The sequence below is a fragment of the Streptomyces sp. NPDC127097 genome (assembly GCF_042724075.1).
GTDB lineage: Bacteria > Actinomycetota > Actinomycetes > Streptomycetales > Streptomycetaceae > Streptomyces.
Genome location: NZ_JBHXFI010000097.1, coordinates 1 through 17,713, shown reverse-complemented (window position 1 = coordinate 17,713; position 17,713 = coordinate 1). Strand labels below are relative to the sequence as shown.

General features: G+C 73.3%; 14 protein-coding genes. 9 read left to right on the top strand and 5 right to left on the bottom strand.

Annotated features, from left to right (window positions below):
- Positions 1-118 precede the first annotated feature (118 nt).
- Together ACFWJW_RS36695 and rsmH are read right to left on the bottom strand one after the other, a co-directional pair.
- Positions 119-757: a septum formation initiator family protein gene (locus tag ACFWJW_RS36695; protein WP_387249445.1), complete on the bottom strand. Its 639-nt coding sequence runs from the start codon at positions 755-757 to the stop codon at positions 119-121.
- Positions 754-1,722 (bottom strand): 16S rRNA (cytosine(1402)-N(4))-methyltransferase RsmH, encoded by a 969-nt coding sequence (rsmH, locus tag ACFWJW_RS36690; protein ID WP_387249442.1) that lies wholly within the window; start codon positions 1,720-1,722, stop codon positions 754-756. Before rsmH ends, ACFWJW_RS36695 begins: the two co-directional genes overlap by 4 nt.
- 505 nt (positions 1,723-2,227) lie before the next feature.
- On the opposite strand from rsmH, the gene ACFWJW_RS36685 reads away from it, so the two are divergent.
- From ACFWJW_RS36685 to ACFWJW_RS36670, 4 genes are all read left to right on the top strand, one after another.
- Positions 2,228-2,788 (top strand): beta-class carbonic anhydrase, encoded by a 561-nt coding sequence (locus ACFWJW_RS36685; RefSeq protein ID WP_387249439.1) that lies wholly within the window; start codon positions 2,228-2,230, stop codon positions 2,786-2,788.
- A gap of 229 nt (positions 2,789-3,017) precedes the next feature.
- Positions 3,018-4,037, top strand: coding sequence for a MoxR family ATPase (locus ACFWJW_RS36680; RefSeq protein ID WP_042162029.1), 1,020 nt, complete (start codon positions 3,018-3,020; stop codon positions 4,035-4,037).
- Positions 4,037-5,389 carry a DUF58 domain-containing protein gene (locus tag ACFWJW_RS36675; protein ID WP_387249436.1) on the top strand — a complete coding sequence of 451 codons (1,353 nt, stop codon included), beginning with the start codon at positions 4,037-4,039 and terminating at the stop codon, positions 5,387-5,389. Before ACFWJW_RS36680 ends, ACFWJW_RS36675 begins: the two co-directional genes overlap by 1 nt.
- A 169-nt stretch (positions 5,390-5,558) precedes the next feature.
- Positions 5,559-7,988, top strand: a complete 2,430-nt coding sequence (locus ACFWJW_RS36670; protein WP_387249434.1) for a transglutaminaseTgpA domain-containing protein — start codon at positions 5,559-5,561, stop codon at positions 7,986-7,988.
- 323 nt (positions 7,989-8,311) lie between these two features.
- On the opposite strand, the gene ACFWJW_RS36665 is transcribed toward ACFWJW_RS36670, so the two are convergent.
- From ACFWJW_RS36665 to ACFWJW_RS36655, 3 genes are all read right to left on the bottom strand, one after another.
- On the bottom strand, positions 8,312-8,725 hold the full coding sequence (locus tag ACFWJW_RS36665) for a DUF3040 domain-containing protein (RefSeq protein WP_387249430.1): 414 nt from the start codon (positions 8,723-8,725) through the stop codon (positions 8,312-8,314).
- Between the two features lie 258 nt (positions 8,726-8,983).
- Positions 8,984-9,739 (bottom strand): methyltransferase, encoded by a 756-nt coding sequence (locus ACFWJW_RS36660; protein ID WP_387249427.1) that lies wholly within the window; start codon positions 9,737-9,739, stop codon positions 8,984-8,986.
- A gap of 299 nt (positions 9,740-10,038) precedes the next feature.
- Positions 10,039-10,524 carry an SAV_6107 family HEPN domain-containing protein gene (locus ACFWJW_RS36655; protein ID WP_387249425.1) on the bottom strand — a complete coding sequence of 162 codons (486 nt, stop codon included), beginning with the start codon at positions 10,522-10,524 and terminating at the stop codon, positions 10,039-10,041.
- A 230-nt stretch (positions 10,525-10,754) separates the two neighbouring features.
- Between ACFWJW_RS36655 and ACFWJW_RS36650 the strand changes: the two genes are divergently transcribed.
- The 5 genes from ACFWJW_RS36650 to ACFWJW_RS36630 all read left to right on the top strand — a co-directional run bounded on the left by ACFWJW_RS36650 (position 10,755) and on the right by ACFWJW_RS36630 (position 17,255).
- Entirely contained in the window at positions 10,755-11,735 is a 981-nt protein-coding gene (locus tag ACFWJW_RS36650) for an ATP-binding cassette domain-containing protein (RefSeq protein WP_387249420.1), read from the top strand.
- A complete protein-coding gene (locus ACFWJW_RS36645) occupies positions 11,707-13,914 on the top strand; it encodes a YhgE/Pip family protein (protein ID WP_387249415.1) in 2,208 nt (735 codons plus the stop codon). Before ACFWJW_RS36650 ends, ACFWJW_RS36645 begins: the two co-directional genes overlap by 29 nt.
- Positions 13,915-14,024: 110 nt before the next feature.
- Positions 14,025-14,642 (top strand): TetR/AcrR family transcriptional regulator, encoded by a 618-nt coding sequence (locus ACFWJW_RS36640; RefSeq protein ID WP_387249413.1) that lies wholly within the window; start codon positions 14,025-14,027, stop codon positions 14,640-14,642.
- Positions 14,643-15,024: 382 nt separating this feature from the next.
- Positions 15,025-15,645 carry a DUF4126 domain-containing protein gene (locus ACFWJW_RS36635; protein WP_387249411.1) on the top strand — a complete coding sequence of 207 codons (621 nt, stop codon included), beginning with the start codon at positions 15,025-15,027 and terminating at the stop codon, positions 15,643-15,645.
- Positions 15,646-15,737: 92 nt separating this feature from the next.
- Positions 15,738-17,255, top strand: coding sequence for a phytoene desaturase family protein (locus ACFWJW_RS36630; protein WP_387249404.1), 1,518 nt, complete (start codon positions 15,738-15,740; stop codon positions 17,253-17,255).
- Positions 17,256-17,713: the final 458 nt, after the last annotated feature.

Below are 17,713 nucleotides of genomic sequence, written 5' to 3'. Positions count from 1 at the left end.
GGGCCGGGGTGCGGGGCGCTTGGCGGCGGGCGGGCGGCCGGACCCGCTGCCGGCCCGGCCGCCGCGCTGGGCGGGGCGCGGCACCCGGCGGGGGTCCCTGGGCTCGGTCATGCCGCGTTCACCTGCCGGAGGTCGTCGGGGCGGCCGCGGCGGCGGGCGCGGGTGCGGTGGAGGCGCCGCTGCCGGACGAGGCGGGCGAGGTCAGGGAGGCCGGTGCGGCCGAGGGTGTGGGTGCGGCCGGTGCCGTCGCCGTGTCCGGGGCGCTGTCCGGGCCCAGCACCCCGGCCAGGGCCGGGACCGGCGGCACCGCCGGGCGGGGCGGGGCGGTGCGGGCGGCCGGGCCGAGGGGCGACGGCTCGGCGGAGCTGCTCAGCGGCGCCCCCTCCGGCCCGGCCACGCTCGGCCGGCCGCGGACCGTGCCGTCCGGGAGCAGGAACACCGGGGTGCCGCCGGGCACCATCCCCAGCTTCCGGGCGCGCCGCTCCAGCGCGCCCGGGGCGGAGTAGGCGTCCACGTCCTGCTGGAGCGCCTGCTGCTCGTCCGTCAGCTCCTCGGTCTGTTTCTCCAGCTTGCTGAGCTCGAACGACCCTTGGTTGAGCGCGGAGTTGAGCAGCAGCAGGGTGATCAGGCCGGAGCCGAGGAGGACGACGATGAGCAGCACGAAGGGGGTACGCGCCGCGGTGCCGCGGGCACCGGCGCCGGAGGGGAACAGCGCGGCGAGGCGTTTCTGTCTGCCGCGCGGCCCCTGCCCTTTCATGCGGTGTCCTCGACGTTCTCGCGGATGCGCTCCGCGCCGCGCAGCCGGGCGGGGGCGGCACGGCGGTTCTCGGCGATCTCCTCCTCCGTGGGGAGTTCGGCGCCGCGGGTCAGCAGCTTGAGCCGGGGCTGGTAGCGCTCGGGGACCACCGGCAGGCCGGGCGGCGCCGTGTTGGCCGCGCCGGCCGCGAAGACCTGCTTGACCAGCCGGTCCTCCAGCGAGTGGTAGGCGAGCACGGCGATCCGGCCGCCCACCGCGAGCGCCTTCACGGCCGCCGGGATGGCGCGCTCCACGCTCTTCAGTTCCCCGTTGACCTCGATGCGCAGCGCCTGGAACGTGCGCTTGGCGGGGTTGCCGCCGGTGCGCTTGGCGGCCTGCGGCAGCGCGTCACGGATCAGCTCGACCAGCCGCGCGCTGGTGGTGAACGGCTCCTTGGCCCGCTCGCGGACGACGGCCTCGACGATCCGCTTGGCCTGCTTCTCCTCCCCGTAGGAGCGCAGGATCCGGACCAGCTCACCGGGCGCGTAGGTGTTGAGGACATCCGCGGCGCTGATGCCGGTCGACTGGTCCATCCGCATGTCCAGCGGGGCGTCCTGCGCGTACGCGAAGCCGCGGTCGGCCTCGTCGAGCTGCATGGAGGAGACGCCGAGGTCGAACAGCACGCCCTGGACCCGCGGGGTCCCGAGCCGGTCGAGGACCTCGGGGAGCTCGTCGTAGACGGCGTGTACCAGGGTGGCGCGGTCGCCGTAGGGGGCGAGCCGCTCGCCCGCCAGCTTCAGGGCGGACGGGTCACGGTCGAGGGCGATGAGCCGGGCCGCCGGGAAGGTGGACAGCAGTGCCTCGCTGTGCCCTCCGAGGCCGAGGGTGCAGTCGACGACGACCGCACCGGGCTCGGCGAGCGCGGGCGCGAGCAGGTCCAGACACCTCTGGAGCATGACGGGGACGTGGCGAGTGTTGCTGCTCATGCGACGGCCTCGCCGCGCTCGGCCCGCCTGCCTCGGCAGAGCGCGCACCTCTTCCTGACTCGCTCGCTACGCTCGCTCATGTGCCTTCCGATGGGCTGGGCGGCAGGTGGGGCCCCGGCCGCTGGCTGGGGGTGCCGCACGTACCGCTTGGTCCCCGCCCGCTCTGAAGGGGAAGTGGCCCTCCGGCGACGGGGAAGTGACGTCGGAAGACCATGGGAGCGGGAGGAGGCCGAGCCGTACGTACGGCGCGCGCACGCGAGGAATCCGGTATCCAAGGAGAGCGTCACGCCTCCCACTTCGCGCCACTTTAGTCCACCGGCTGCCCCGGTCAATCAACCGGTTCCGCGCGTCCTGCGACGGCTTTCCCGCCGCCCGTGCCGCGGGCTTCTCACCCGGACGGCGGCGGGACGGACGGACCTGTGGGTTACCTCACAAGGAGTGATGATGACCCCTATGCCCGACCTCTCATGCGGCTGAAACGACCGGCGCCGATTACGGTGAAACCATGTCCATACCTGCGTCGCAGCCGCTGCCCCCTTCCGCCGACGGTGCCGCCGTTCGTACCGGCGAGACGGTCACCGACAGTCTCGTCGAGGCGAACAAGCGCTATGCCGCCGCCTTCACCGACCCCGGGATGGATGCCCGGCCCGTCCGCAATGTCGCCGTCGTGGCCTGTATGGACGCCCGGCTGGATCTGCATGCCGCCCTCGGTCTCGAACTCGGCGACTGCCACACGATCCGCAACGCCGGCGGGGTGGTCACCGACGACATCATCCGGTCCCTGACGATCAGCCAGCGCGCGCTGGGCACCCGGTCCGTCGTCCTCATCCACCACACCGGGTGCGGCCTGCTCAGCCTGACCGAGGACTTCCGCCACGACCTGGCCGCCGAGGTCGGGCAGCGCCCCACCTGGGCGGTCGAGGCGTTCAAGGACCTCGACGAGGACGTCCGGCAGTCCATGGAGCGGGTGCGCACCTCCCCCTTCCTGCTGCACACCGACGACGTCCGCGGCTTCGTCTTCGACGTGACGACCGGCCTGCTGCGCGAGATCGACCCGCGGCACTGACCCCGGCCCGGCCTTTCCGGCGACCGAGCCCGCCCGGAAAGCCGGGTTCGCCGGGAAGGCCGGGAGATAACCTTGTGAGTTATCCACAGGTCATGACGCGAAGCCGCGCGGGCAGCAAGAATGCGTAGGTGCCGTCGTCCTGGCCCCGGCCGGGTGCGATGCGCACGTTCGGGGTGGGCCGGGTCCGCAAAGGGGGCATCGGCCCGTAGTACGGGCCGAGGAGGGCCGAGTGACGACGTATGACGAACGAGCGAGCCTCAGCGATCTGACCACCACCGCGGAGCGGGTTCACCGGTCGGTGGAGGAAGTGATCGAGGGCAAGCCGGAGGTCGTACGGCTCGCGCTGACCGTCCTGCTGGCCGAGGGACATCTGCTCATCGAGGATGTGCCCGGCGTCGGCAAGACCATGCTCGCCAAGGCACTGGCCCGCTCCATCGACTGCTCGGTGCGGCGCATCCAGTTCACGCCCGACCTGCTGCCCTCCGACATCACCGGCGTCAGCATCTTCGACCAGCAGCAGCGGGACTTCGAGTTCAAGCCCGGCGCGATCTTCTCGCAGATCGTGATCGGCGACGAGATCAACCGCGCCTCGCCCAAGACCCAGTCGGCGCTCCTGGAGTCCATGGAGGAGCGCCAGGTCACGATGGACGGGCAGACCTACCAGCTGCCCGACCCGTTCATGGTGGTCGCCACCCAGAACCCGGTGGAGATGGAGGGCACGTACCCGCTCCCCGAGGCACAGCGGGACCGCTTCATGGCACGGGTGTCGATCGGCTACCCGAGCCCGTCCGCCGAGTTGCAGATGCTGGATGTGCACGGCGGCGCCTCCCCCCTCGACGACCTCCAGCCGGTCGCGCACGCCCACGAGATCGTGAAGCTGATCGACGCGGTGCGCACGGTCCATGTCGCCGATACGGTCCGCAGATACACCGTCGATCTGGTGGGGGCCACCCGCAGCCACCCCGAGCTGCGGCTCGGCGCCTCACCGCGGGCGACCCTGCATCTGCTGCGCGCCGCCAAGGCATCGGCCGCGCTCCAGGGGCGGGAGTACACCCTCCCCGACGATGTCCAGTCGCTGGCGGTGCCGGTGCTCGCGCACCGGCTGCTGCCCACCGCCCAGGCCCAGTTGAACCGCCGTACGGCCGAGCAGATCGTGCTGGAGATCCTCCAGCGCGTCCCGGTCCCCGAGCCGTCCGCCCAGCCATGGCGGACACCCGGCCAGCGGCCGCCCGGCGTACGGGGGTTGTGATGTCCGGCGGGGGGAGAGAGGGCGCTCCGGAGCGGGACGGGCTGCGGGCGGCCCTCGCGGGGCTGACGACCCGGGGCCGGTCGTTCCTGGCGGCCGGGCTGGCCGCCGCGGTGTGCTCCTACCTCCTCGGGCAGGCGGATCTGCTGCGGGTCGGACTGCTGCTCGCCGCCCTCCCGCTGGTGTGTGTCCTGGTGCTGCACCGCACCCGCTACCGCGTCGCGGGCAGCCGGACGCTCGCCCCCGCCCGGGTCCCCGCCGGCACCGAATCCCGGGTGCGGCTGGGGATGGAGAACATCTCCCGGCTGCCGACCGGCGTGCTGATGCTCCAGGACCGGGTGCCGTACGTCCTCGGTCCCCGGCCGCGCTTCGTCCTGGACCGGGTCGAGGCCGGCGGCCGCCGCGAGGTCTCCTACCGGGTCCGCTCCGACCTGCGCGGACGCTATCCGCTGGGGCCGCTTCAGCTGCGGCTCTCGGACCCGTTCGGGATGTGCGAGCTGACCCGCTCGTTCAGCGCCTCGGACACCCTGACGGTCGTGCCGCGGGTCGAACCGCTGCCGGCGGTGCGGCAGGTGGGCGAGGCGGCCGGGTACGGCGACGGACGGCAGCACTCACCGGCGCTGGCCGGGGAGGACGACGTCATCCCGCGCGGCTACCGGCACGGCGACGATCTGCGCCGCATCCACTGGCGCTCCACCGCGCGCTACGGCGAGCTGATGGTCCGCAGGGAGGAGCAGCCGCAGAAGGCGCGCTGCACGGTCCTGCTCGACACCCGCGAGGACGCCCACCCGGGCGCGGGCCCCGACTCGGCCTTCGAGTGGGCGGTGGCGGGCGCCGCGTCCACCGCGCTGCATCTGCTGGAGCGCGGCTTCTCGGTGCGGCTGCTGACCGACACCGGCAGCTCGGTGCCGGGCCCCGACGGCGCCGGCAGCTTCGCGGGCGGCACCGGCTCCGCCGACGCCGCGGGCCTGCTGCTGGACACCCTCGCCGTCGTGGAGCGCTCCGAGGAGCACGGCCTGTCGGCGGCGTACGACGTCCTGCGCGGCGGCAACGAAGGACTGCTGGTCGGCTTCTTCGGCGATCTGGACGAGGAGCAGGCGGTGGTCGCCGGACGGATGCGGCAGCGCAGCGGTGCGGCCGTCGCCTTCGTCCTGGACGGCGACGCCTGGACGCGGGGCCCCGGCGGTATCCGATTCTCCGACGGCCAGGTCCCGCTGGCCGAACGCCTTCAGCTGCTGCGGAAGGCCGGCTGGACGGCGCTGCCGGTGACGCCCGGGGACACCCTTCCCGCCCTCTGGCGCGCGGCCGCGGAGCATGCGGGCACACCGGAGACGGTGGCGGGAGGCCGGTCGTGAACGGGAGCGTGCGCCATGGGCGGCTCACGGGCGAGCGGCCGCTGAGGGACGAGGTGCTGCCCGCGGACGGACGCCCGGGCGCGCGGCGTCCCCGCGGCCGGATCCGCGGCCGGATCAGCGGCCGGCGCGGGCCTTGCCCCGGCGGCCCCGAGCGAAGCGAGGCACGGGCATGAGCGGCCGAGCGCGGCTGGCACTGTGTGCGGCGGTGGCGACGCTGTGTGCCGCCGGCGCACTGCTGCCGCTGGTGGAACCGATCAGCTGGCTGATCCAGGCGGCGATCCTGCTGGCCCTCCTGACGGGAGTGGGCGCGGCCGCCCGCCGGGTCCCCCTAGCCGGGCCCCTGGTCATCGGCGTACAGCTGCTGGCCGGCGTGCTGCTGATGACCCTGCTCTTCACGCCGGGCGAGGCCGTCCTCGGCCTGCTACCGGGCCCGGAAGCCCTCGCGGAATTCGGCCGGCTGGTGCAAGCCGGCGTGCGTGACGTCGGCCGGTACGCCATCCCCGCCCCCGTCACGCCCGGCATCCGGCTGCTGCTGATCGCCGGAGTGCTGGTGATCGGCCTGATGGTCGACGCGCTGGCGGTCACGTACCGCAGCGCCGCGCCCGCCGGTCTGCCGCTGCTCGCGCTCTACTCGGTGGCGGCGGGGCTGTCCCAGGGGGGCGCGGGCTGGCTGCGGTTCCTGATCGCGGCGGCCGGCTATCTGCTGCTCCTGCTGGCCGAGGGCCGGGACCGGCTCTCCCAGTGGGGCCGGGTCTTCGGCGGGGGCGCCGACGCGAGCCCCCCGGACCGCGGCCAGGGATTCGCCGCCCTCGGCGGTCCGGCCCTGGCCCCGGTCCGTACGGGCCGCAGGATCGGCGCGCTGGTCCTCGGGATCGCCCTGGTGGTGCCCGCCCTGCTGCCCTCCCTCGGCGGCGGGCTGTTCGGCACCGGCGGCAGCGGTGCGGGCCCCGGAAGCGGAGGCGGCACGATCTCCGCGGTGAACCCCCTGGTGTCCCTTCAGGACAGCCTCAACCAGCCCGAGGACAAGGAAGTCCTCAACTACCGTACGACCGCGGCCGATACCCGCGGCCTGTATCTGCGGATCGTCGCCCTCGACCAGTTCGACGGCACGACCTGGAAGCCGTCCGAGCGCACGGTCACCGACGTCCCCGAGCGGTTGCCGCAACCGACCGGCCTCAGCACCGCGGTCGACTTCGACCGGGTCAACACCTCAATCTCGACCGCCGAGTGGTACGCCCAGAACTGGCTGCCGCTCCCCTACCCCGCCTCCAAGGTGGACATCTCCGGGCGCTGGCGCTTCGAGCCCCAGGGCCGCACCCTCGTCGGGGACCGCGGACAGAACACCCACGGCTTGCAGTACCAGGTCGAGAGCTTCCAGGTGCGGCCCACGTCCCGGCAGCTGGCCGCCGCCCCGGCACCCCCGGCCGACCTGCTGCGCGAGTACACCAAGGTCCCCCGCTCGCTGCCCCCGGTCGTCCGGAGCACCGCACGTCAGGTCACCCGCGGCGCCCCGAACGCCTATGCCAGGGCCGTCAAGCTCCAGGACTGGTTCGCGCTCAACGGCGGCTTCAGCTACAACACGGAGGTCCGGGCCGGCAGCGGATCCGAGGCCATCGCGCGGTTCCTGCGGCAGAAGGAGGGCTTCTGCGTCCACTTCTCGTTCTCGATGGCGGCGATGGCCCGGACGCTGGGGATCCCGGCCCGGGTAGCGGTCGGTTTCACCCCCGGCACCAAGCAGCCCGACGGCACGACCTCGGTCGGTCTCAAGGACGCACACGCCTGGCCGGAGCTGTACTTCCAGGGCATCGGCTGGACCCGCTTCGAACCGACCCCGAGCCGCGGCAGCATCCCGGACTACGCGTACCCCGACACCCCGGACACCCCCGACCCGGGCCGGGCGGAACCCGCGCCCTCCCGGTCCGCGGCCCCCTCGGAGGGCCCGTCGGCGGACCCGTCCTGTGGCCCCGGTGAGCGGCGGTCCGGCTCCGGTTCGGCCTGTGTCCCGCTGCCCGCGGAGGCCGGCACCCGCCCGCCGGACGGCGGCTCGTCCCCCTGGCCGGTGGTCGTCGCGGCACTGGCCGCGCTGCTCGTCCTGCTGCTGCCCGCGGGCCCGCTGCTGTGGCGCCTGCGCATACGCTCCGGACGCCTGGCGGGCCCGCACGACGACCCGACGGCGGCCACCCTCGCCGCCTGGCAGGAGCTGCTGGACACCGCCTGGGACTTCGGCATCCTGCCGGACGAGACACTGACCCCGCGCAAGGCGGCCGAGCGCATCATCCGTATCGGAGATCTGCAACCGGAGCCCGCCGCGGCCGCCCGCAGCGTCGCGGCAGCGGTCGAGCAGGTGCTGTACGCCCCGGACCCGCAGCCGGTGTCCGGACTCGCCCTGGACGTACAGCAGGTGCGGGCCGGGCTGTGGACGGGCGCGAGCCGTGGTCTGCGGCTGCGGGCCCGGCTCGCCCCGCGCTCCGCGGCCCGGCTCCGCTGGGCCTGGTCGGCCCGCTGGTCGGCGCTGCTGCTCCGGTGCCGTACGAGCCGCCCGGTGGCGGTGGCACGGCGCGTGCTGGCAGCCCTCCGGCCGGGCCCGCGGCGGGCATGACCACACGGCACAAAATGTGCTGGGCCGCCCGACAGGATCGGGCGGCCCAGCACATTTTCTCTTCCGGCGCCACCGGAGAACGTGTTGCGTTCCGAAGGGCGGAAAGGAACGGAGAACCATCGGACCCGCGGAGGGCGAACTGCGGGCCGGAGACGGCGAACTGCAACGGCGGAAAAGCAGCGGGAAAGAGTGCCGGAAAAGGCCGGGCGGCGCAACAGGAAGAATGACGGAAAGAAACATCTCCCGGGGCGCGAGGGACCGCTCAGGGGGACGCTCCCGACGGATTCGGGGAATTCCCGCGAATCCGCCGCTCCCGTCGTGGCTCAGTGGCCCTGTTGTTCGTCCCTGCGCCGCTGCCAGCGGTCCTCGATACGGTTCATCATCGAGCGCCGCTGCCTGGCCTGACGGCGCGCCGGGGCACCCGCGGCACCTCCGGAACCCGCACCGGACTGCTGCTCACCCTGCTTGGGAGCTTTGCGCCAGCCGGTGACCGCCAGCACCGCGCAGCCGAGCATGACGAGGAAGCCCACCACACTGATCCAGATCTGCTGCGCGACCATGCCGGCCATGAGCAGGGCGATACCCACCAGGAAGCCCGCGACCGCTTGGTAGACCCGTCGCCGGGTGTACGTACGCAGCCCGCTTCCCTCAAGCGCTGTCGCGAACTTGGGATCTTCGGCGTACAGCGCTCGCTCCATTTGCTCGAGCATGCGCTGCTCGTGCTCCGAGAGCGGCACGGAGTCCTCCTACTCGTCGGTCGCGGGGGGCGACCGGGTGCGACCCTTTCAGGATAGGCAGGGAATCGCCCCCGTGAAACCCGCCCCTCGACGCCAGTTCACTGTCCGGGCCGCCACGGCGACCGGTGGTGATGCTGCCTGCATTCCCCACCCGCCTGTCCGTCATGCCGGAACGTCGTACCCCGATCATACGGGGCGAAGGGGCTGATCGGGTGGTCTGTGGCCGACTGCACGCGGTAGTCGCGTGAGCCGCGTGGGTCAGTCGCGTTCCGCGAGGACGTGCAGCTGGGTGGCCACGGAGTGGAAGGCGGGCTGTTCGGCGGCGGCCGCCTCGAGCTTCAGCAGGGCTTCCATGGCGCCCGGCTCGGTGTCCACGAGCACCCCGGGGACCAGGTCGGCGAAGACCCGTACACCGTGCACCGCGCCGACCTCCAGGCCGGTGGCGGAGACCAGCTCGGTGAGCTGGTCGGCGGTGAAGCGCCGCGGGACCGGGTCGCCCTCACCCCAGCGTCCGGCCGGGTCGGTCAGCGCCTGGCGGGCCTCGGTGAAGTGGCCCGCGAGAGCGCGCGCGAGGACGGCACCGCCCAGACCGGCCGCGAGCAGGCTGAGGGTGCCGGCCGGGCGCAGCGCGTCGACGGCGTTGCGGATGCCCTCGGCCGGGTCGTCGACGTACTCCAGCACGCCGTGGCAGAGCACGGCGTCGTAGCCGCCGCGCTCGACGACGTCGAACAGGCCGTGGGCGTCGCCCTGGACCGCGCGTACCCGGTCGGCGACGCCCGCCTCCGCGGCGCGGCGCTCCAGGGCGAAGAGGGCGTTGGGGCTGGGGTCGACGACCGTGACGCGGTGGCCGAGGCGGGCGACCGGCACGGCGAAGTTGCCGGTGCCGCCGCCGGTGTCGAGGACGTCGAGGGTGTCCCGGCCGGTGGCCTTGACCCGGCGCTCCAGGGCGTCCTTGAGGACCTCCCAGACCACGGCGGTACGAAGGGATGCGCGCGGGCGCAGCGGGTCAGACACGGCGGGTGGCTCCTCGGCGGGGGCATGAACGTCTAGGCGTCCACCACCCTATTCCGTTCCGCGCCGTCCACCGCCTGCGGAGCCACCGGGAGCCGCCGTGGCGGCCGGCGGGGCGGTGGGGCGGTGGGGCGGTGAGGCGGGAGGGGAGGCGGCGCCGAGGGGGCGGAGGGGCGCGGCGGGAGCTGAGTACTGCTGTTTTCTCTTTCCCTCCCCCCGGGCCCCCACCCCACCCCACCCCACCCCACCCCACCCCACTCCTCCCAGCCCCCTCCCCCGCCTCCCCCGGGCTCAGCCGTTGCTCACCCCGCCCGTTGGGGCGGGAGGGAGGGCTGGAGGAGCAGCATGCGCTCCACCAGGCGCAGGAACATGGCGGCGTCGCGCAGGAGATCGTCGGCGTCCCGGCGGCCGGCCGCGCCGGCTATGCCGGCCTCGGCCTTCGCGCGGCGGGCGGCGCCGGCGGCGAACAGGGCACTCCACTCGGCGAGTTCGGGCGCGACCTCGGGCAGCACTTCCCAGGCGCTGCGGATACGCTGCCTGCGGCGCACGGTGGTCTCCGGCCGGCCGCGGACGGCAAGGACGGCGGCGGCGGTGCGCAGCGCGGCCAGATGGGCCGTGGCGAACCGCTCGTTGGGAGTTTCGAGGGTCTGTGCTTCGTCGAGGCCCTGCTGGGCCTGGGTGAGCAGGGCGAGTGCGGCGGGTGGTGCGGTCGCCCGCCGCAGGACGGGGTGGACATCGCTCGGGGGACCGTACGCAGCGGAGCTGCCCCTGTCGGGACGAGCTGCCATGACGAACCTCCTGTCGTCGCAAGCCGGTTCGGGACCGAATGCCGATTCGGACCGGATGAGCCCATCGTGACGTACGCCACTGACAATCGGCACTGACCTGCACTTTCGTCGAAAAGGGGACGGCCTGATCCGCGAAGCCGCAGGAGCGGATTCCCACCATCCCCTTGCGGAACGGGGGGTGGGATGCGACATACTTTTTGAACTGACCAGTCAGTTCAAAGGAGGGGATCGTGGACAGCACCCCGCACGGGGCGGCGGTCACGGCCGCGGGATTCGGGGTCAAGGGCCCCCGCGGATGGGCGTTCCGGAACATCGACTTCACCGCCGGGCCCGGCTCACTGATCGCCGTACAGGGCCCCTCGGGCTCGGGCCGTACGTGTCTGCTGCTCGCGCTCACCGGCCGGATGAAGTCCGCCGCGGGCACCGCCGAGGTCGGCGGACTGCCGCTGCCGAAGAAGAAGGCCGCGGTCCGGTCCGTCACCGCGCTCGCCCATGTGCCGGGGGTCGCCGAACTCGATCCGGCGCTCACCGTGGGCGAGCATCTGCGGGAACGCGCCCTGTTGCAGGGCCGGTTCGGCGGTTCGCTGCGGGCGCTGCTGCGGCCCCGGCGCGAGCGCAGGGCCGCGGCCCGTGCCCTCGTGGACTCCGCGCTGACCGCGGCCGGCCTCGACCCGGAGTCGCTGCCCAAGGGGATCCGTACGTCCGTGCGCGACCTGGAGCGGCTGGAGGCGCTGCGGCTGTCCGTGGCGCTCGCGCTGATCGGCGGCCCCCGGCTGCTGGCCGTCGACGACACCGATCTGAAGCTGTCCGACGACGAGCGCGGCGCTGCCTGGAAGATGCTGCACGGCCTCGCGGCGGCCGGCACCACGGTGCTCGCGGTGTGCAGCGAACCGCCGGAGGGCGACGAGGCCGTGGTGCTGGTGCGTACGGGCAGCCGCCCGGAGCCCACCGCCCCCGAGGACGCCTCCGGCCCCTCCACCGCCACCACGGACAGCGAGGACGGCAAGGACGGCGAGGGCGGCAAGGCCCCTGAGGGCCGCGAGGAGAGCGGGGCCGGAGAGACCGGGAAGGGCGGCCAGGGGGAGCCCTCCGGATCCGGACCGGTCGGCACCGGGAGCGCGGACAGCGCACCGGCCGAGGGCCCCGCCGGCGACGGGCAGGACGACGAGGAGGGGGCGGCCGATGCGCTCGCCGAAACTGGCCGCGCTTGAGCTGAAGCGGTTCGGGAGGGGGAAGCTGCCGCGCGCCGCGCTGGCCGCCCTCCTGCTGTTGCCGCTCCTGTACGGCGCGCTCTACCTGTGGTCCTTCTGGGACCCGTACGGGCGACTGGACAAGATCCCGGTCGCGCTGGTCAACGAGGACACCGGCGCGGCCGTCGACGGGAAGCGGATCTCGGCGGGCGACAGCATCGTCTCCGGGCTGCGGGACAGCCATACCTTCGACTGGCGGCCGGTGGACGCCAAGGAGGCCGCCAGGGGCGTCGAGGACGGCTCGTACTACCTCTCGCTGTCCATCCCGAAGGACTTCAGCCGGCGGATCGCCTCCAGCTCCGGGGGCCATCCGGAGACCGGCGCACTGAAGGTGCGGACGAACGACGCGAACAACTACATCGTCGGGCAGATCTCCCGGACGGTGTTCTCCGAGGTGCGCTCCGCGGCCTCCACGAAGTCGTCGCGGGCCTTCCTCGACAAGATCTTTGTCTCCTTCTCGACGCTGCACGGCAAGACCGAACAGGCCGCGCACGGCGCCGACCGGCTCCAGGACGGCATCGGGCAGGCCAGGCACGGCACGGGCAAGCTGGCCGACGGTCTGGGCACCGCGAAGGACGGCAGCGGCAAGCTCGTCACCGGTCTGGGCGACCTCGACGCGGGCGCGGGGCGGCTCGCCCGGGGCAGCTCCGATCTCGCCCGGGGAGCCGGGACCGCCGCCGACGGCTCGCGCCAACTGGCCGACGGCTCGGGCCAGGTGGCGCGGGGCACCCAGCAGCTGGCAGACAAGGTCAACGGAGTCGTCGGCAAGGTGGGGCCCTTCGTCCGGGCACACGGCAAGGAGATCGGCGAGGCGGCACAGCTCGTCGCCGACGGTTCGCAGGCGATCAATGACCACTTGGACAAGCTTCCCGCAGCGGCCTCCACGGGCGCGAAGCTCTCCCGGGGGATCTCCGACCACATGGCTTCCTACTACCGGCTGCGCTGTGAGAGCGGGGTACGGCTCGACACCTCGTGTGCGGAGCTGAAGCAGCTCAAGGAGGAGGCGGCCACCGCGGCGGACAAGGCCGAGGAGGTCAGCGGCTATGTGCACGACCAGAAGAACCTCGACCAACTGGGCCGGGACCTGGACACCCTGCACTCCCTGGCGAACGAGCTGGCGCAGCGCGGGCCCACCCTGGGCGCCGACATGGACGCCGCGGTCAAGAAGATCAACGATCTGAACGACGGGGCGCACAAGGTGTCCGCGGGGGCGCGCAAACTGTCCGCCGGCAACGCCCGGCTGGCGGCCGGCGCGGACCAGCTCAACGACGGTGCGCACCGGCTGCACGACGGTACGGGCCGCGCGGCGGCCGGGATCGGCGACCTCGACTCCGGTGTGGGCCGGCTCAAGGACGGCGCGCAGACACTGAACGGCGGCATGTTCAAGCTCTCGGACGGTTCGCAGAAGCTGGCCGGCGGGCTGCACGACGGGGCGAAGCAGATCCCCGACTACGGCAAGAAGGACCGCGACGCCCACACCCTGGTCATGTCCGACCCGGTGCAGCTGTCTTCGGACGCGGCCCACAAGGCGCCCAACTACGGCACCGGATTCGCCCCGTACTTCATCCCACTGTCCCTGTGGGTGGGCGCGATGGTGGCGTACATGCTGATTCAGCCGCTCAACCGGCGGGCGCTGGCGATGGGCGCGGCCTCCTGGCGGGTGGCGCTGTCGGGCTGGCTGCCGGTGTTCGGCGTGGGGGTGCTTCAGACCGCGGCGCTGATGTCCGTACTGCACTTCGCGATCGGTCTGGAGATGGTCCGGGCGGCCGGCACGATCGGGTTCCTCGTCCTGGTCACGGCGTGTTTCTCGGCACTGGTGCAGTGGCTGAACGCGCAGTTCGGACCGGCCGGGCGGATCCTGGTGCTGGCGCTGCTGATGCTCCAGCTGACGTCGGCGGGCGGCACCTACCCGGTGCAGACCAGTCCGGGCTTCTTCGCCGCCATCCACCCGTATCTGCCGATGAGTTACATCGTGGAGGGGCTGCGCCGGCTCATCACCGGTGGCGACCTCGCGCCCGTGTGGCAGGGCAGTGTGGTGCTGCTGGCGTTCACCGCGGGGGCGCTCGCGCTCACCTCCCTTACGGCGCGCGGCCGCCAGGTGGTGCGGATGAAGGACCTGCATCCGGAACTGAGTCTGTGAACGCCCTCCCGTCGCCCACCACCGCCCTGCCAGAGGCTCCCCCGGACTCCGTCCGGGGGGACCCCCACCGCGCCGCGCATCAATCGTCCGGGGGCGGCACAATCGCCCCCATGGACAGCTCCAATACACGCCGCGACGCCACCCGGCGCAAGCTCTTCGAGGCCGCGGTCACGCTCATCGCCGAACAGGGCTTCTCCTCCACCACGGTGGACGAGATCGCCGAACGGGCGGGCGTCGCGAAGGGCACCGTCTACTACAACTTCGCGAGCAAGAACGTGCTCTTCGAAGAGCTGCTGCGGCACGGCATCGAGATGCTGGCGACGTCCCTCCAGACGGCCGCCGAGGAGGTGGCCGACAGGGGCGGCACCCGGATCGACGCGCTGGACGCGATGATCCGGGCCGGGCTGGACTTCATCTCCCGTTACCCGTCGCTCACCCAGCTCTACGTCGCCGAGCTGTGGCGCACCAACAGGGCCTGGCAGTCGACGCTGATGGCGGTGCGGGAGCGGGCCATCACGGTGGTGGAGGACGTGCTGCGGGAGGCGGTGGCCCGTGAGGAGCTGAGCGAGGAGATCGATATCCCGCTGACCGCCTCGGCGTTGTTCGGGATGGTGCTGGTGGCCGCCCTGGACTGGCAGTCGTACCAGCCGGACCGGTCGATCGACGACGTGCACGCGGCGCTGTCGCGGCTGCTCCAGGGGCGGATCAGCGGCCGGTCCTCGCAGTAACGGGCGGACATCCCCCGGAAACGGAAAGAGGGTGCGCGCCGTAGTGGTCAGGTACGGCGCGCACCCCTTCCTTCCCCCGGGGCCCGCACAAAAGGGTGCGCTGCCCTGGCACGGATCGTTCCCCCTTCGATCCGACCAGGACAGCGCTTCCCCCGTTCTCCCCCGTACTCCCCCGTGCGTCCCCCGTGTTCCCCCGTCACGTCCGGGAGCCGCGCCGCTCCGCCGCCCCGTGTCGGCGGTGCGGCGCCGCTTCCCTTCCGTGATCCCTACTCTTCCGTCCGGGCGGGCTCCGGCCCATCCGCGTACCTACTCATCTCGGCGTCTGAGTACGGATACTCAAAACTGAGCACCGGCCCCCACTCGGGGGCCTACGATCTGCGGCGTGTCCGTACTTCCCTTGGTGTTCACCAGTGGCTGGGCGAGCGGGATCAACGCCTACGCCGTCGTCCTGCTCCTCGGTCTGCTCGGCGCGACCGGCGTCACCGATGAGGTGCCCGCGGCGCTGGAGCGCCCGGATGTGCTGATCGTGGCCGGGCTGCTCTTCGTGGTCGAGGCCGTCGCCGACAAGGTCCCGTACGTGGACTCGGTCTGGGACGCCGTGCACACGGTGATCCGGCCGGTCGCCGGCGGGGTGGTGGCGGCGCTGCTGGCCGGCCACAACGGTTCGCTGCCCGAGCTGGCCGCGGGCGCGGTGGGCGGCTCCACGGCGCTGCTGAGCCATCTCGTCAAGGCGGGCACCCGGATCGCGGTCAACACCTCCCCGGAGCCGGCCAGCAACATCGTGGTGAGCATGGCGGAGGATCTGGGGGTCGCGGCTCTCATCGCCTTCGCCGTGTTCCATCCGGTGGCCGCGGCGGTCATCGCGGGGACGCTGCTGGCCGCGGGGATCGCGGTGGTGATCTTCCTGTGGTCGCGGATCCGCCGGTTCCTCCAGCGGCGGCGGGAGCGGCGCGCGCAGAAGCGGGCGGCCGTGGCGGCCGGCGCGGCACCACCGGTGACCTGAGGCGGGCCACCGGCGGTGGCAGCCGGCCGCTGCCGGGACGGTTTTCCACAGCCGTGCGGGCGCTGTCAGCGGGTCCGGATAAAGTCGCAGGCATGGCACGGATTGCAGTGATCGGCGCCGGGATGGGCGCGATGGCAGCCGCTGCCCGGCTGGCCGTCGCGGGCCACCGGGTGGCGGTGTTCGAGCGCGGCGCGACGCACGGCGGCGCGCTGCGGCAGCTGGCACGGGACGGCTTCGCCTTCGACACGGGGCCCGGACTGCTGCATCTGCCGGCCGTCTACCGCGATCTGTTCCTCAAGACCGGCCGGGAGCCGCTGGAGAGCTGCGTCGAGCTGACCCAGGTCGACCCCGCCGCCCGCCATGCCTTCGCCGACGGCACGGCCGTCTCGCTGCCGAACGCCTCGCGGGCCGGCGTACTGGCGGCCCTCGACGAGGCGCTGGGCGCGGGCGCCGGGGAGCGCTGGAGCGACCTGGTGGGCCGCGCCCGCGAAGCCTGGGACGCCACCCGCCGGCCGCTCCTGGAGGAGCCGCTGTGGCAGGACTGGCGGGTGCTGGGGCGCGATCCGTATCCCGCGGTGCGCAGACGCGGGCTGTTCGGCCGGGGCAAGGGCCCCACGACCGCCACCCTCGCCGAGGTCGCCCGCCGTGAGCTGGCCGATCCCCGGCTGATCGCGCTGCTGGAGAGCCATGCGCTGGCGTACGGCTTCGACCCGCGCAGCGCCCCCGCGAGCGCCGTCGTGCTGCCGTACATGGAGCAGACCTTCGGGAGCTGGTATCCGCGTGGCGGGATGCGGGCACTGGCCGACGCGCTGTACGAGCGCTGTGTGGCGCGCAAGGTGGAGTTCAGCTTCGGCACGGCGGTGACCGGCATCGTGGAGAAGGACGGCCGGGCGGCGGGCGTGGAGCTGGCCGACGGCCGGGTGTCCGAGGCGGAGTTCGTGGTCGCGGGCGTCGATCCGGTGCGGCTCGTGGAGCTCTGCCGGGGGCGGGAGCCATGGGGCGCGGACGACGTCCGCCCCGACCTGGGGCCGGGCGACCGCGCCACGGGGCGGCTCACGGTCTGTCTCGCGCTGCGCGGGGCACGCCCCGGGGACGCCGCTCACCGGACGGTGGTCCACGCCGCGGACCGCGCGGCCGAGCTGGCGGGTGTGTTCGGCGACGGATCCGGACCGCGGACCCCCTGCGCCCGGCCCACGGTGACGGTGCTGCGCCCGGACGACCCGGCCACCCGCCCGGACGACGCCCACGAGGCCGTGACCCTGACCGCGACGGTCGCTCCGCACGGCCCGGTCGACTGGACCGACGGGGAAGCCGTGGCGGCCGCCGCCGAGCGAATGACCGAGATCGCCGAGGCCGCGATTCCCGGAGTGCGGGAGCGGACGCTGTGGCGCGAGGTGCTGCCCCCGACGGACGACGCGCTGGTGCCCGGCCCCTCACTGGCCGGCCAGAAGGGCCAGTTCCTGCGCCCCGCCAACCGCACCCGGATACCAGGGCTCTACGCGGTCGGCGGCTGGTCACACCCGGGCGGCGGCCCCGCCCACGCCGGCATGTCCGGCGCCATCGTCGCGGGCCTGATCGTGAACGGCGACGAGTGGAGCGGCTCCTCGTGAGAACCGCTGCGCTTGGCTAAGCCTTTCCGCTGCGCTTTGCCTTCGGCCCACGTTTTCGGCTTTCCCGCCTTTCCGCTGCGCTTTGCCTTCGGCCCACGTTTTCGGCTGTCCCGCCGTGGGGGTTGCTCGCCGTTGCTCCCCCACTGCCTGAAGGGCGTGGGAGGTGCCCCCACGCGGCGGGCGGGTGGGTGTCGGGTGCGGTGACGGACCTCCGGGGCAGGGGTGTGGGACTGCTTCGCTTTACGTCCCACACCCCTACCCCTCCGGCCCGTCCCCTCCCGTTGGGGGAGTGAGTGCAGGTCGGTGGGGGCGTGCCGCCGTAAGCAATAACCGGGCCCTACGGCCCGCACTGGACCACCTACGGGTCCACTCACTGGCCTTTTTCCCACCCCTCCAACGGGAGGGGACGGGCCTGCGCGGGTGGGGTGTGCCGGACGTAAAGCGAAGCAGTCCGGCAC